Consider the following 14289-nt stretch of genomic DNA (forward strand, 5'->3'; position numbering starts at 1 on the left):
TCTAGGGCCGCCGGAGCGGCCTTGTCGTCACACCGATTTCTCGGTGGTTCTCAATCGTCGAAGGTGGGCGATTCCACGCCCAGCACCTTGTGCAGCTTCGGGCTCGTGGTCGTGTACTGCAGGTGGATGCGCTTGTCCGGGAAGATGATCGGCGCGGCGCCGAACGCGGCCAGCGCCGCCTCGTGGAAGCCGCTGAGGATCAGCTTCTTCTTGCCCGGGTAGGTGTTGATGTCGCCGACGGCGAAGATGCCTTCCACGTTGGTGGAGAAGCGCTCGGTGTCCACCACCAGCTGCTTGCGGTCGATCTCCAGGCCCCAGTTGGCGATGGGGCCGAGCTTGGGCGACAGGCCGAAGAACACCAGCAGCATGTCCAGCGGCACGACGCGCGTGACGCCGTCGCCGCCGGTGACCTTGACCGCCGTGAGGCGGCCGTCGCGCTCGTCCAGGCCGGTGACCTGGCCCACCATGAACTGCATCTCGTAGGCGTCGCACAGCTCCTTCATGCGCGCCACGCTGGCCGGTGCGGCCTTGAAGCCGTCGCGGCGGTGCACCAGGATCACGCTCTCGGCCTTGTGCGGGCCTTCCTGCACGAAGTTCAGCGTCCAGTCGAGCGCGGAGTCGCCGCCGCCGACGATGACGAGGTTCTTGCCGGCGAACTGCGCCGGGTCGCGCACGCGGTAGAAGAGCTGCGAGCCGTCGAACTTGTCCAGGCCCTCCACCTTGAGCGTGCGCGGCTGGAAGGCGCCCACGCCGGCGGCGATGAAGATGGTCTTGGTGAGGAAGCGCGTGCCCTTGCTCGTCTCGACGAAGAAGCGGCCGTCGGCCTGCTTCTCCACCACGCTCACCTCCTGGCCGAGATGGAACGTGGCGCCGAACGGCTCGATCTGCTTGAGCAGGTTGTCCGTCAGTTCCTTGCCGGTGCACACGGGCACGGCCGGGATGTCGTAGATGGGCTTGTCGGGATAGAGCTCGATGCACTGGCCGCCGGGGTAGGCGAGCGAATCGATGATGTGGGCCTTGATCTCGAGCAGGCCCAGCTCGAACACCTGGAACAGGCCCACCGGGCCGGCGCCGACGATGACGGCGTCGGTCTCGATGGTCGTGGTCATGGTTTCCTGGTCACCGGATCAGCTGATCCAGCTTGTCCTTCTTGTCTTTCCAGTCGTCGGCGTCGGGCTGCGGCGCCTTGCGCTTGGTGATGCTGGGCCACTTCTTGGCCAGCTCGGCATTGATCGGGATGAACTTCATCTGGTCCTGCGGCACGTCTTCCTCGGGCAGGATCGCGTTGACCGGGCACTCGGGGATGCACACGGCGCAGTCGATGCACTCGTCCGGGTCGATCACGAGGAAGTTGGGGCCCTCGCGGAAGCAGTCGACGGGACAGACATCGACGCAGTCGGTGTACTTGCAGCGGATGCAGGATTCGGTGACGACGTGGGTCATTGCGGTGACGGAGGTTGCGGTACGGCCAGCGACCTCCGGCCACGGGCCGCCGCAGGGCGCACAAAGCGCGGATTTTATGTCCGGGCGGTCCGGGCTCCGGCCCCGGCCCTGACCGAAACCTTGACTTCCGGCAGGTTTGCCACAGCCTGGGCCCCCACACCCACCGTGACCACGGTGGGTCGCCCGGCGTGCAGCAGGGCCGCTTCGGCCAGGGCGCCGATGCGGTGGTCGGTGGCGATCTGGTCCGGCCAGCCGGCCCGGGACACCACGTTCGCGGGGGTGTCGGCCGGCCAACCGGCGTCCTGCAGGCGGCGCGCCAGCGCCCCGAGCTGGCGCCCGGCCATGTAGAACACCTCGGTGTCGGCACTGCGCGCCGCGCGCAGCTCGCCGCTGCGGGTCATGGCGGTGGTGAGCGCCACGCTGCGCCCCGCGCCGCGCCGCGTCAGCGGTCGCTGCTGGGTGGCGGCCGCGGCCAGCGCCGCGGTGACGCCGGGCACCACCTCGGACGGCACGCCGGCCTCGGCCAGCGCGAGCAGTTCCTCCTCGAGACGGCCGAACACGCTGGGGTCGCCGCCCTTGAGGCGCACCACGGCGCGGCCGGCCAGCGCATGGCGCACCAGCAGCGCGTTGATGCGGGCCTGGCCGGTGCTGTCGCAGAAGCCGCGCTTGCCCACGTCCAGCCACTGCGCCTGCGGCGCCATCGCGCGCAACGCCGGGTCGGTCAGCGCGTCGTGCAGCACCACCTCGGCCTGTGCCAGGCGCTGCGCGCCGCGCAGGGTGATCAGGTCGGCCGCGCCGGGGCCGGCGCCGACGAACACCACCGGCTTCATGCCGCGCCCTCCGACGCGTCCGGCAGCGCCTGCACCAGCAGCGCGCCGCTGGTGCGGTGGCTGGCGGGGTCGACCACGATCAGCGCGCCGCCGACGCGGTTGTCGGTGTAGGTCTGCAGCGGCAGCGGCTGCTGCAGTTCCACGGTCACCTGGCCGATCTCGTTGGCCGCCAGCCGGTGCGCGTCGCCGGGCACCAGGGTGTGGATGTCCAGCACATGCTCGATCGACGCGATGCGGCCCTGCACCCAGCGGTTGCCGTGGCGCAGCAGGTACTTGCGGCCGAGCACGGCGGGCTCGTTGTCCAGCCACGCCAGCGTGGCGGTGAAGCGCCTGGCTTCGCGCAGGGTGCCGGGCGTGCCGATCCAGTCGCCGCGCGACACGTCGAGCTGCCGGTCCAGCACGAGGCCGGCGCTCTGGCCGGCCGCGGCCGAGTCCACGGTGCCGCCGGCGCGGCGCACCTCGGTGACCGAGGCGCGCTCGCCGCTGGGAAACACCTGCACCGCGTCGCCGGCCGCAACGCCGCCCTGGGCGATGCGGCCCCACAGCACGCGGGGCTGGTGGCCGGCGCCGGGAGCGCCGGCACGGTCCTCGCGCGCCACGTACTGCACCGGCAGCGCCAGCGCGCCGTCGGCGCGGTCCTGCGCGGTGGGCAGCGATTCCAGCACCTGCAGCAGCGACGGGCCGTCGTACCAGGGCGCGTCCAGCGGCCGGGTGACGTTGTCGCCGCGCAGCGCGGACACCGGCACGATGGCGGCCACGTCGATGCCGGCCTCGGCGGCAAAGGTGCGCAGCGCGGCGCGCACCGCGTCGAACGCCGGGCCGGGCTCGTCCACCGCGTCGAGCTTGTTGACCGCGAACACGATGCCGGGCACGCGCAGCAGGCGCGCCAGCAGCGCGTGGCGGCGCGTCTGCGGCAGCAGGGCCACGGGGCGCGAGCGCCAGTCGAGCTTGGTCACGTCCACCAGCACCACCGCGGCGTCGCTGCCGGCGGCGGCGGTGACCATGTTGCGCGTGTACTGCTCGTGGCCCGGCGCGTCGGCGATGATGAACTTGCGGCTGCGCGTGGCGAAGTAGCGGAACGCGACATCGATGGTGATGCCCTGTTCGCGCTCGGCCTCCAGGCCGTCGGTCAGCAGCGACAGGTCGATCGGCGCGCCGGCGGCACGGCGCTCGAGCGCGTCGATCTGGTCGGCCAGGATCGCCTGGCTGTCGAACAGCAGGCGGCCGATCAGCGTGCTCTTGCCGTCGTCGACGCTGCCGGCGGTGAGGAAGCGCAGGGCGCGGGCGTTGGCGCTCATCAGAAGTACCCTTCCTTCTTGCGCCGCTCCATCGACGCGTCGCTGGTGCGGTCGTCCATGCGGGTGGCGCCGCGCTCGCTCACGGTGACGGTCAGCGTCTCGGCCACGATGTCGGCCGCGCTGGCGGCGCTGCTTTCCACCGGGCAGGTGCAGGTCATGTCGCCCACGGTGCGAAAGCGCACGGTGGCGGTCTCGACGCTCTCGCCGTCCTGGGCCGGGGTCACGTCGGTCAGCGGCACCAGCAGGCCCTTGCGCCGGATCACCGGGCGCGCGTGGGCGTAGTACAGGTCGGGCAGGGGGATCTGCTCGCGGGCGATGTACAGCCACACGTCGAGCTCGGTCCAGTTGCTGATCGGGAAGGCGCGGAAGTGCTCGCCGGAGCGGTGCCGCGTGTTGAACAGCGTCCACAGTTCGGGGCGCTGCTCCTTGGGCTGCCACTGGCCGAAGCTGTCGCGGTGGCTGAAGATGCGCTCCTTGGCGCGCGCCTTCTCCTCGTCGCGCCGCGCGCCGCCGATCAGCGCGTCGAAGCGGTGCTCCTCGATCGCTTCGAGCAGGGTCACGGTCTGGTGGCCGTTGCGCGACTCGAGCGGATGCGCCAGGCGCACCGTGCCGCGGGCGATGGAGTCCTCCAGGTGGCCCACCACGAGGCGCTCGCCGAGTTCGGCCACCACGCGGTCGCGGAACTCGATCACCTCGGGGAAGTTGTGCCCGGTGTCCACGTGCAGCAGCGGGAAGGGCAGGCGGCCCTCGTAGCGGCCCTGCGCATGGCGCTGCTTGAAGGCCTTCTCGGCCAGGCGCAGCACGACGCAGCTGTCCTTGCCGCCCGAGAACAGCAGCGCGGGGCGCTCGAACGTGGCGGCCACCTCGCGCAGGATGAAGATCGCCTCTTCCTCGAGATGGTCCAGGTGCTGGTGGTCGAGCGCGGGCAGCAGCTGCTCGACCGGGACGCGGGCGTTCATGCGGTCGCTCCTTCGGGCTTCTTCACGTGCAGGCCGCACTCCTTGGCGCCGTCCTGCTCCCACCACCAGCGGCCGGCGCGGAAGTCCTCGCCCAGCGCGATGGCGCGGGTGCAGGGCTCGCAGCCGATGCTGGGGAAGAACTGGTCGTGCAGCGGGTTGTAGGGCACGCCGCGGGTGGCGATGTAGTGCCACACGTCGGCCCAGCTCCAGTCGGCCAGCGGGTTGAACTTGACGCGGCCGCCGGCCTCGGTCTGCGAGAACGGCACCTCGGCGCGGTGCTCGGACTGCTCGCGCCGCAGGCCGGTGACCCAGGCACTGCGCCCTTCGAGCAGGCGGCCCAGGGGTTCGAGCTTGCGCACCGCGCAGCAGGCCTTGCGCAGCTCGACGCTGTCGAACATGGCGCGCTCGCCGTGGTCGCGCACGAAGCGGACGACGGCCGCGTCGGCCGGGCGGAACACCTGCACCGCGACCCCGTAGTGGGCTTCGATGCGCGGGATCAGCGCCAGCGTGGGCGCATGCAGCTTGCCGGTGTCCAGCGTGGCCAGCGCCACCGGCAGCTGGTGACGGGCGATGAGGTCCGTGACGACCATGTCCTCCGCGCCCAGGCTGGTGGCCTGCACGATGCGGCCGGGGTGCGCGGCGGTGGCGTCGCGCAGCAGCGCCAGCGCCTGCGTCACGCGGGCGTCGAAGCCCTCGGTGGCGCGGGCGTGCAGCTCGATCGCGCTCACGTCGAGGCTCCCTCGTCGACGACGCGCCGGGTCGCGTCGGCCACGCGGCGCTCGGCGGTGCCGGCGGGCTGGGCGAACAGCGGACGGTTGTCGTGCACGTCGCCCTGGTAGTGGCCGGGGAAGAAGCCGAGCGCGCGGCGCGCGGAGTCCTCGCGCTGGTCGGCGCGCAGCACCACGGCGTCGAAGCCGGTGCGGTGCAGCAGCGGCAGCATGTCTACCAGCACGTCGCCGGTGGCGCGCACCTGGCCGGCAAAGCGCCAGCGCGAGCGCAGCAGGCGCGCCTGCGAGTAGGCGCGGCCGTCCACCCACTTGGGGAAGTGCAGGGCCACCAGCGCCAGGCGCGGCAGGTCGTCGGCGAGGCCTTCGATGTCCTGGTCGTTGGCCAGCTTCAGCCCCACCGGCAGGGCGGTGGGCCAGTGCGCGCGCACGGCATGCCATTGCGCCAGGTCCAGCAGCAGGTTGGCCGCGGGCGTGATGCTCACGGGCGGGCCGTCGTCGCCGCCGAGGGCGCGCCAGGGGTCGCGGTGCAGGTCGATGAACTTCATGGTGCGGGCTCGTGCAAGGTGCGTCAGGCCGCCACCGGGGCGGGGGCGGTACTGCGGCGCACCGCGTTGGCGGGGGCCTTGAAGGCGTCGACGCCGACGCGGCGCACGGTGTCGGCGAAGCGTTCGCCGGCCGCGCGCCGGGCGCGATAGGTGTCGAGCACGGCCTCCACCGCGTCGGCGATCTCGTCGGCGGCGAACGACGGGCCGATCACCTTGCCGGGCGTGGCGGTGCCGCTGCGCGTGCTGCCGTCGGCGCCGCCGAGCGTGAGCTGGTACCACTCGGCGCCGTCCTTGTCGACGCCGAGGATGCCGATGTGGCCGCTGTGGTGGTGGCCGCAGCTGTTGATGCAGCCGCTGATGTGCAGGTCGATCTCGCCGAGGTCTTCCTGCTCGTCGATGTCGGCGAAGCGCTCGGTGATCTGCGCGGCCACCGGGATCGAGCGCGCGTTGGCCAGCGCGCAGTAGTCGCCGCCGGGGCAGGCGATCATGTCGGTGACCAGGCCGACGTTGGGCGTGGCGAAGCCCGCGTCGCGCGCGGCCCGCCACAGCGCCGGCAGCTCGGCCGCGCGCACCCACGGCAGGACCAGGTTCTGCTGGTGCGTGACGCGCAGCTCGCCGTGGCTGAAGCGGTCGGCCAGATCGGCGGCGGCGTCCATCTGCGCGTCGGTGGCATCGCCCGGCGGCAGGCCGGCGCGCTTGAGCGACAGCGTCACGGCGCGGTAGCCGGGCACGCGGTGGCCGCGCACGTTGCGCTCCACCCAGCGCGTGAACGCGCGCGGCGCGGCCGGGTCGCCGGCCGGCTCGGGCTCGGGCTTCACGCCGGCCGGCACCGTGAACGACGCGGCCACGCGGGCCAGCTCGGCCGGCGTCACGAGGTGCGCCGCGCCGTCGGTGTCGCGGTCGAGGATGGCGCGGAACTCGGCGTTCACCGCGTCGAAGAAGCGCTGGCCCTCGGCCTTGACCAGGATCTTGATGCGCGCCTTGTAGGCGTTGTCGCGCCGGCCGTAGCGGTTGTAGACGCGCACCACGGCCTCGATGTAGACGAGGATCTGCTGCCAGGGCACGAAGGCCGACGCGAGCGAGCCGATGATCGGCGTGCGGCCCATGCCGCCGCCGACGTAGACCTCGAAACCCACCTCGCCGGCGTCGTTGCGCACCAGCTGCAGGCCGATGTCGTGCCAGCCGATGGCCGCGCGGTCCTCGCGCGCGCCGCTGACGGCGATCTTGAACTTGCGCGGCAGGAACGCGAATTCCGGATGAAGCGTGCTCCACTGGCGCAGGATCTCGCAGTAGGGTCGCGGGTCCACCACCTCGTCGGGCGCCACGCCGGCGAAGGCGTCGCTGGTGATGTTGCGGATGCAGTTGCCGCTGGTCTGGATGCCGTGCATGTCCACGTCGGCCAGCGCGTCCATCACGTCGGCGGCGCGGGCCAGCGGGATCCAGTTGAACTGCAGGTTCTGGCGCGTCGTGAAGTGGCCCCAGCCGCGGTCGAAGTCGCGCGCGATGCGGGCCAGCGCGCGCAGCTGGCGCGACGACAGCGCACCGTAGGGCACCGCGACGCGCAGCATCGGTGCATGGCGCTGCACGTACCAGCCGTTCTGCAGGCGCAGCGGCCGGAACTCGTCGTCCGTCAGCTCGCCGCTCAGGTTGCGCTCGAGCTGGTCGCGGAACTGGGCCGCGCGGGCGCGCACGAAGGCGCGGTCGAAGTCGGTGTACTGGTACATCGGAAAACCTAGTGGATGACCTTCAGGCCCGCGGTCACGAGCGACACGCACAGGAGCGCCCGGATCAGCCGGTCGGGCATGCGCCGGGTGAGCTGCGCACCGAGCCAGATGCCGGGCAGCGAGCCGACCAGCAGTGCCGCCAGCAGCGACCAGTCGACATGACCGAGCGTGGCGTGGCCGATGCCGGCCACCAGCGTCAGCGGCACGGCGTGCGCGATGTCGGTGCCGACCAGGCGATGGGCCTGGATGCGCGGGTACAGCAGCAGGATCAGCGTGGCGCCCAGCGCACCGGCGCCGATCGACGACAGCGTCACCAGCGCGCCGAGCAGCACGCCGGCCGTCACGGTGAGCGCGGGCTTGTGGCGCTCGGGCAGCCATTGCTCCAGCCACAGGCCGACGCGGGTCCAGGCGTCGCGGTAGGCCACCACCACGGCGGTGAGCAGCAGGGCGATGCCCAGCGACAGCGTCAGCGCCCCGGCCCAGGCCTTGGTGATGCCGGTGGCGTGCATCAGGGCGATCATGGCCAGCGCCGCCGGCAGGCTGCCGGCCAGCAGCAGCCGGGTGATGCGCCAGTCGACATGGCCGTGGCGCATGTGCGCCACCGCGCCGCCGGTCTTGGTGAGGGCAGCGAACCAGAGGTCGGTGCCGATGGCCACCGCCGGGTTCAGCTTGAACACGCCGATCAGCAGCGGCGTCATCAGCGAGCCGCCGCCCACGCCGGTCATTCCGACGATCGCGCCGACGGCGAAGCCGCTCAGGATGGCAATGGGGTCCATGCCCGGCACTCTATGAACCCCTCATATATTTGAGAAGAACAAAGAAGTGCATAGCTAATTCGCCAATGGCATTAAGCGCAGAGGCGGCCCGGTCGACGCCCGGACAAAGAAAAACGGCCCGGCGTTGCCACCGGGCCGTGAAAGGTACCGTCAGACCTGGTACCGAGGAGACAACCTTGGTTGCGCGCAGGCTTGGGGCCTGCGGGCGGCGCTCAGTTCAGGTGCATCACCTGCGCTCGTTCATCCAGCAAGCAACATGCGGGCCAGACGATGAGCAGCGGCTCTTCACCAGACCGATCAGGCCGAGCGCTTGGCCTTGGTCGTGCCTTGGGACGTGGCCTTGACCGCGGTGGCGGTCATGGCCTGGAAGTTGGCTTCGGCGACATCGGCAGCCTGCTTGGCAGCCTTCTGCACGCTCTCGAACGCGTTGTTGGCGGCGGCCACGGCCGAGCGCACCAGGGCGACGGCGTTTTCCGTGCCGGCCGGGGCGTTCTTGGAGGCGCTGTCCACCAGGCCCAGGAACTTCTTCTGGGCGTCGGCCACTTGCGCCTCGGCCACCTTGGCCACTTCGGCGTTGGTCGCGGCAGCGATGTCGTAGACGTGGCGGGTGTAGGCGGCGGCCTTCTCGGCGGTCGGCTGCAGGAGGCTGGCCTGCAGGCTCAGCAGTTCCTGGGCGTCCTTCACCGACAGGGCGGCGCTGGTGGCATCGCTGGCCTCGCCCAGGGCGGACTTGGCGACTTGCAGGTTCAGTTCGACGAGCTTTTCCACGCCCTCGAAAGCCTTGCCGGTCAGACCGAACAGGGTCTGGACGTTGGCCTTCTGGGCGGCGAGCACTTGTTCAGCGGTCAGCATGATGAGGTTCCTTGGAGAGGGGTTGCAGGGGAAGGTCGAAATTCTTTGCTGCAGTGCAGCATGGATCGAAGTATAGGGGTCTACCCCAGCATTGCAAGCCCTTTTTGCTGCGCTGCAACATTCTAGGGACGTCCTTCTAGAACCGGAGCGCCGGTCACAATCCGGACCCGATGCGGGCCTACTACGCCGACCACTTCGTGCTGCCACTGCCGCCAGGGCACACCTTCCCGATGGGCAAGTACGAGAAGCTGCGCGACCGCCTCGTGGCCGAGTGCCCGGGCATCCGGATGGGCCAGGCCCTGCCGGCCAGCGACGGCGAACTCGCGCTGGCCCACACGCCGCGCTATGTGGACGCGGTGGCGCACGGGTTCCTGAGCGCGGCCGAGCAGCGCGAGATCGGCTTTCCGTGGTCGCCGCGCATGGCCGAGCGGGCGCGGCGGTCGGTCGGTGCCACGATCTCCGCGGCCCGGGCGGCACTGATCGACGGCGAAGGCGTGGCCGCCAACCTGGCCGGGGGCACCCACCACGCCCAGGCCGACCGCGGCAGCGGCTACTGCGTGTTCAACGACGCCGCCGTCGCGGCGCGGCTGATGCAGGCCGATTGGCATCGCCTGCACCGCCAGCTCCTGCGGGTGGCGGTGATCGACCTCGACGTGCACCAGGGCAACGGCACGGCGTCGATCTTCCAGGACGACGACACCGTCTTCACGCTGTCGCTGCACGGGGCGAAGAACTTCCCCTTCCGCAAGCAGGCCGGCGACCTCGACGTGGACCTGCCCGACGGCTGCACCGACGAACCCTACCTGCAGGCCCTGGACGGTGCGCTGGACGCACTGTGGCGCCGCCATGGCGACACGCCGCCCGGGCTCGTGTTCTACCTGGCGGGCGCCGACCCGCACGAGGGCGACCGGCTCGGCCGGCTGCGGCTGACCGCGCAAGGGCTGGCCGAACGCGACCGCCGCGTGTTCGACGCCTGCCACGACCGCGGCATCCCGGTGGCCGTGAGCATGGCCGGGGGCTACGGCCGCGACATCGACGCCACCGTGGACGTGCACCTGACCACGTTGAAGACCGCCTTCCAGGCCTGGCAGCGCCGGGCCTCCGATTCACCCCGACAGGCGGCCTGAGCCCGCCCCACCGCACCGACGCCCTCCATGAGCATCCTCTCGCCCGCCCCGATCACGCCTGCCACCACCGCCGCCGTCGACGCCGCCATCGCCTCGCGGCGCTCGATCCGCGCCTTCCTGCCCACGCCGGTGCCGCGCGCCACCATCGAGGAGATCCTCGCCGTGTCGTCGCGCGCGCCGTCGGGCGTGAACACGCAGCCCTGGAAGGTGACGGTGCTCACCGGCGAGGCCAAGGCCGGCCTGTCGCGACGCATCCTGGCCGCGCACGACGCCAACGCGGCGTCGGGCTCCACCGGCGCCGACGTGGGCGAGTACGACTACTACCCGACCGAGTGGGTGTCGCCCTACATCGAGCGCCGGCGCAAGGTGGGCTGGGACCTGTACGGCCTGCTGGGCATCGCCAAGGGCGACAAGCCGCGCATGCATGCGCAGCACGGCCGCAACTACACCTTCTTCGACGCACCGGTGGGGCTGATCTTCACCATCGACCGCATCCTGCGCCAGGGCTCGTGGCTCGACTACGGCATGTTTCTCGAGAACGTGATGATCGCCGCGCGCGGCCGCGGCCTGGACACCTGCCCGCAGGCCGCGTTCATCGGCTTCCACAAGGAGATCGCCGCGCATCTGGCCCTGCCGCCGGGGGAGATGGTGGTGTGCGGCATGGCGCTGGGCTGGGCCGACGAGTCGGCGCCGGAGAACCGCCTCGTCACCGAGCGCGAGCCGGTGTCGGCCTTCGCCCGCTTCCTGGACTGAGCCGGCGCCCGATGCGCTGGTCGCAGGTGCTGTTCTCGCAGGGCTTCGGCACGCGGCGCGAGTGCGCGGCACTGCTGGCCGGCGGTGCCGTCGGCCACGCCGGGCAGGTGGTCGACGACGACGCCGACGTCGACACCGACGGCCTGGTGTTCGAGGTGGACGGGCGCGCCTGGCCCTTCCACGAGCGCGCGCTGGTGCTGCTGCACAAGCCGGCCGGCTACGAGTGCTCGCAGCGCCCGCGCCACCACCCGGGCGTGCTGACGCTGCTGCCGCCGCCGCTGCGGGTGCGCGGCGTGCAGCCCGTGGGCCGCCTCGACGAGGACACCACCGGGCTGCTGCTGCTCACCGACGACGGCGCGCTGATCCATCGCCTGACCTCGCCGCGACATCACGTGCCCAAGGTCTACGAGGTGGGATGCCGGCACCCGCTGGACGCGACGCAGGTGCAGCGCCTGCTCGACGGCGTGGTGCTCGACGACGACCCCGCGCCGGTGAGCGCGGCGGCGGCCGTGCAGGCCGGCCCGAGGGACCTGCGGCTGACACTGACGCAGGGCAAGTACCACCAGGTCAAGCGCATGCTGGCGGCGGTGGGCAACCGCGTGGACACGCTGCACCGCAGCGCCTTCGGCGGCCTCACGCTCGAAGGCGTGCCCGAGCCCGGCCAGTGGCGCTGGGTCCCGGCGGCCGAACGCGCGGCCCTGCTGGCGGCGCCGGCGCCGTCAGGTTCCGGTCAAGTGCCCGCCTAGAATCGCCCCGCCTCGACGCCGCTGGCGACCGTGCGTGCAGCAGCGCTGCAGAGCCGGGCCGGTTGCCGGTCCGACCCTTCACCGCCCGACGCCATGCCGCTTTCGATCCCGCGCCTTCCACGGTCCCTGGCCCTCGGCGCCGGCCTGGCCCTGCCGAGCCTGCCGTCGATGGCCGCCGATCTCGACGGCAGCCGACTCAGCGCGTGGTGGGGCCTGCCCTTCGCCGGGGTGCTGCTGTCGATCGCCCTGATGCCGCTGCTGCTGCCGCGGGTCTGGCACCACCACTTCGGCAAGATCGCCGCGGGCTGGGCCCTGCTGTTCGTGCTGCCGTTCGCGGCCACGCAGGGCGCGGCCATCACCGGGGGCCTGCTGGTGCACACGCTCGTGGCCGAGTACATCCCGTTCATCGTGCTGCTGGTGGCGCTGTACACCGCGGCCGGCGGCATCTACGTGCGCGGCAACCTGCACGGCAGTCCGGCCACCAACGTCGCGATCATGGGCGTGGGCTCGGTCCTGGCCAGCATCATGGGCACGACCGGCGCGTCGATGCTGCTGATCCGCCCGCTGATCCGTGCCAACGACAACCGCAAGCATGTGGCGCACGTGGTGGTGTTCTTCATCTTCACGGTCAGCAACGCCGGCGGCTCGCTGACGCCGCTGGGCGACCCGCCGCTGTTCCTCGGCTTCCTCAAGGGCGTCGACTTCTTCTGGACCGCGAAGCACATCTTCCCGGAGACCCTGCTGCTGCTGGGTTCGCTGCTGGCGATCTTCTACGTGATCGACACGTACTACTACCGCAAGGAGGGCGTGCTGCCCACCGACCCGACGCCCGACACGGCGCGATTCGGCCTCGACGGCGCGATCAACTTCCTGCCGCTGGGCCTGGTGGTCGGCCTGGTGCTGATGAGCGGCACCTGGAAGCCCGGCGTCTCGTTCGACGTGTGGGGTACGCAGGTCGAGCTGCAGCAGATCGTGCGGGACGTGCTGCTGGTGGGCGTGGCCCTGCTGTCCCTGGCGATCACGCCCAAGGGCGTGCGCGAGAAGAACCACTTCAGCTGGGCGCCGATGCAGGAGGTGGGCAAGCTGTTCATCGGCATCTTCGTCACCATGGTGCCCGTGCTGGCCATGCTGCGCGCCGGCGAGGCCGGGCCCTTCGCCGCGGTGGCCCGCGCGGTCACGGACGGGACCGGCGCGAACCTGCCCTGGGCCTACTTCTGGCTGTCGGGCGGGCTCAGTTCGTTCCTCGACAACGCACCGACCTACCTGGTGTTCTTCAACCTGGCCGGCGGCGACCCGGCGGCCCTGATGACCACCCATGCCGCCACGCTGGCCGCGATCTCCGCGGGCTCGGTGTTCATGGGCGCCAACACCTACATCGGCAACGCCCCGAACTTCATGGTCAAGGCGATTGCCGAGGACCGCGGCATCGCCATGCCGAGCTTCTTCGGCTACATGGCCTGGAGCGGCGTGGTGCTGCTGCCGCTGTTCGTGCTGATGACCTTCCTGTTCTTCGTCTAGCGAGGCATCGCCGATGCGTCCGTCCGTCCTGATCGCGCGCCAGATCTTCCCCGAGGTGCTGGCGCGCCTGCGTGAGCACTTCGACGTCAGCGTCAACGACGCGCCGGTGGACTGGCCGCGCGACGAGCTGGTGCGCCGGCTGCAGGGTCGGCAGGGCCTGTTCGTCGCGGCCAGCGAGCCCGTCGACGCCACCCTGGTGGCCGCCTGCCCGGACCTGCGCGCCGTGTGCTCCATGGCGGTGGGCTACAACAACATCGACGTGGCGGCGTGCGCCGCGCGCGGCATCGTGGTGACCAACGCGCCGGACGTGCTCACCGAGACCACCGCCGACTTCGGCTTCGCGCTGATGATGGCCACCGCGCGCCGCGTCGCCGAAGGCGAGCGGTTCCTGCGCGCCGGCCAGTGGAAGCGCTGGTCGCACGATTTCTTCTGCGGCGCCGACGTCCACGGGGCCACCCTCGGCATCCTGGGCATGGGCCGCATCGGCCAGGCCATCGCCCGCCGCGGCGCGCTCGGCTTCGGCATGAAGGTGATCTATCACAACCGAAGCCGCCTCGACCCGGCGCAGGAAGCGCCGCTGGGCGCACGCTGGGTCGACAAGGCCACGCTGCTGGCCGAGGCGGACCACCTCGTGCTGGTGGTGCCGTACTCGCCGTCGAGCCATCACGCCATCGGCGCGGCCGAGCTGGCGCAGATGAAGCCCACGGCCACGCTGACCAACGTGGCGCGCGGCGGCGTGGTCGACGACGCCGCGCTGGCGCAGGCGCTGGCCGAGCGCCGCATCGCCGCGGCGGGCCTGGACGTGTTCGAGGGCGAGCCGGCGGTGCACCCGGCGCTGCTGCAGGTGCCCAACGTGGTGCTCACGCCGCACATCGCCAGTGCCACGCTGGCCACGCGCATGAAGATGGCGATGCTGGCCGCCGACAACCTGATCGCCGTGCTGTCGGGCCGTGCACCGCTGACGCCGGTGACGCCCGCCGCGCGCTAGCG

The 14289-nt window shown here is 71.6% G+C and carries 15 protein-coding genes; 5 read left to right on the top strand and 10 right to left on the bottom strand.

All coding sequences use genetic code 11. The features are described from left to right. Positions 1-50: 50 nt before the first annotated feature. The 10 genes from AC2EAQ_RS00225 to AC2EAQ_RS00270 all read right to left on the bottom strand — a co-directional run bounded on the left by AC2EAQ_RS00225 (position 51) and on the right by AC2EAQ_RS00270 (position 9155). Positions 51-1109 carry an NAD(P)/FAD-dependent oxidoreductase gene (locus AC2EAQ_RS00225; protein WP_484639654.1) on the bottom strand — a complete coding sequence of 353 codons (1059 nt, stop codon included), beginning with the start codon at positions 1107-1109 and terminating at the stop codon, positions 51-53. A 10-nt stretch (positions 1110-1119) separates the two neighbouring features. Beyond that, positions 1120-1443 carry a ferredoxin FdxA gene (gene fdxA, locus AC2EAQ_RS00230; RefSeq protein ID WP_484639655.1) on the bottom strand — a complete coding sequence of 108 codons (324 nt, stop codon included), beginning with the start codon at positions 1441-1443 and terminating at the stop codon, positions 1120-1122. 74 nt (positions 1444-1517) lie between these two features. Next, positions 1518-2273 (bottom strand): uroporphyrinogen-III C-methyltransferase, encoded by a 756-nt coding sequence (gene cobA, locus AC2EAQ_RS00235; RefSeq protein WP_484639656.1) that lies wholly within the window; start codon positions 2271-2273, stop codon positions 1518-1520. Continuing rightward, positions 2270-3571: a sulfate adenylyltransferase subunit 1 gene (locus AC2EAQ_RS00240; RefSeq protein WP_484639657.1), complete on the bottom strand. Its 1302-nt coding sequence runs from the start codon at positions 3569-3571 to the stop codon at positions 2270-2272. The genes cobA and AC2EAQ_RS00240 overlap by 4 nt, the downstream gene beginning before the upstream one ends. After that, a complete protein-coding gene (gene cysD / locus AC2EAQ_RS00245; protein WP_484639658.1) occupies positions 3571-4530 on the bottom strand; it encodes a sulfate adenylyltransferase subunit CysD in 960 nt (319 codons plus the stop codon). The genes AC2EAQ_RS00240 and cysD overlap by 1 nt, the downstream gene beginning before the upstream one ends. Next, a complete protein-coding gene (locus tag AC2EAQ_RS00250) occupies positions 4527-5258 on the bottom strand; it encodes a phosphoadenylyl-sulfate reductase (protein WP_484639659.1) in 732 nt (243 codons plus the stop codon). Before AC2EAQ_RS00250 ends, cysD begins: the two co-directional genes overlap by 4 nt. Continuing rightward, positions 5255-5803 (bottom strand): DUF934 domain-containing protein, encoded by a 549-nt coding sequence (locus AC2EAQ_RS00255; RefSeq protein ID WP_484639660.1) that lies wholly within the window; start codon positions 5801-5803, stop codon positions 5255-5257. The genes AC2EAQ_RS00250 and AC2EAQ_RS00255 overlap by 4 nt, the downstream gene beginning before the upstream one ends. 23 nt (positions 5804-5826) lie before the next feature. Next, positions 5827-7527 (bottom strand): nitrite/sulfite reductase, encoded by a 1701-nt coding sequence (locus tag AC2EAQ_RS00260; protein WP_484639661.1) that lies wholly within the window; start codon positions 7525-7527, stop codon positions 5827-5829. A gap of 8 nt (positions 7528-7535) precedes the next feature. Then, a complete protein-coding gene (locus AC2EAQ_RS00265) occupies positions 7536-8303 on the bottom strand; it encodes a sulfite exporter TauE/SafE family protein (RefSeq protein ID WP_484639662.1) in 768 nt (255 codons plus the stop codon). A 297-nt stretch (positions 8304-8600) separates the two neighbouring features. After that, on the bottom strand, positions 8601-9155 hold the full coding sequence (locus tag AC2EAQ_RS00270) for a phasin family protein (protein WP_484639663.1): 555 nt from the start codon (positions 9153-9155) through the stop codon (positions 8601-8603). Positions 9156-9325: 170 nt separating this feature from the next. On the opposite strand from AC2EAQ_RS00270, the gene AC2EAQ_RS00275 reads away from it, so the two are divergent. From AC2EAQ_RS00275 to AC2EAQ_RS00295, 5 genes are all read left to right on the top strand, one after another. Further along, positions 9326-10282 (top strand): histone deacetylase family protein, encoded by a 957-nt coding sequence (locus AC2EAQ_RS00275; RefSeq protein ID WP_484639664.1) that lies wholly within the window; start codon positions 9326-9328, stop codon positions 10280-10282. A 27-nt stretch (positions 10283-10309) separates the two neighbouring features. Beyond that, positions 10310-11035, top strand: coding sequence for a nitroreductase (locus AC2EAQ_RS00280; protein ID WP_484639665.1), 726 nt, complete (start codon positions 10310-10312; stop codon positions 11033-11035). Positions 11036-11046: 11 nt separating this feature from the next. After that, positions 11047-11781, top strand: a complete 735-nt coding sequence (locus tag AC2EAQ_RS00285; RefSeq protein ID WP_484639666.1) for a pseudouridine synthase — start codon at positions 11047-11049, stop codon at positions 11779-11781. 93 nt (positions 11782-11874) lie between these two features. Then, a complete protein-coding gene (locus AC2EAQ_RS00290) occupies positions 11875-13299 on the top strand; it encodes a sodium:proton antiporter (RefSeq protein ID WP_484639667.1) in 1425 nt (474 codons plus the stop codon). A 13-nt stretch (positions 13300-13312) separates the two neighbouring features. Further along, a complete protein-coding gene (locus AC2EAQ_RS00295; protein WP_484639668.1) occupies positions 13313-14287 on the top strand; it encodes a 2-hydroxyacid dehydrogenase in 975 nt (324 codons plus the stop codon). Positions 14288-14289: the final 2 nt, after the last annotated feature.

The organism is Aquabacterium sp. T101, from assembly GCF_057219775.1.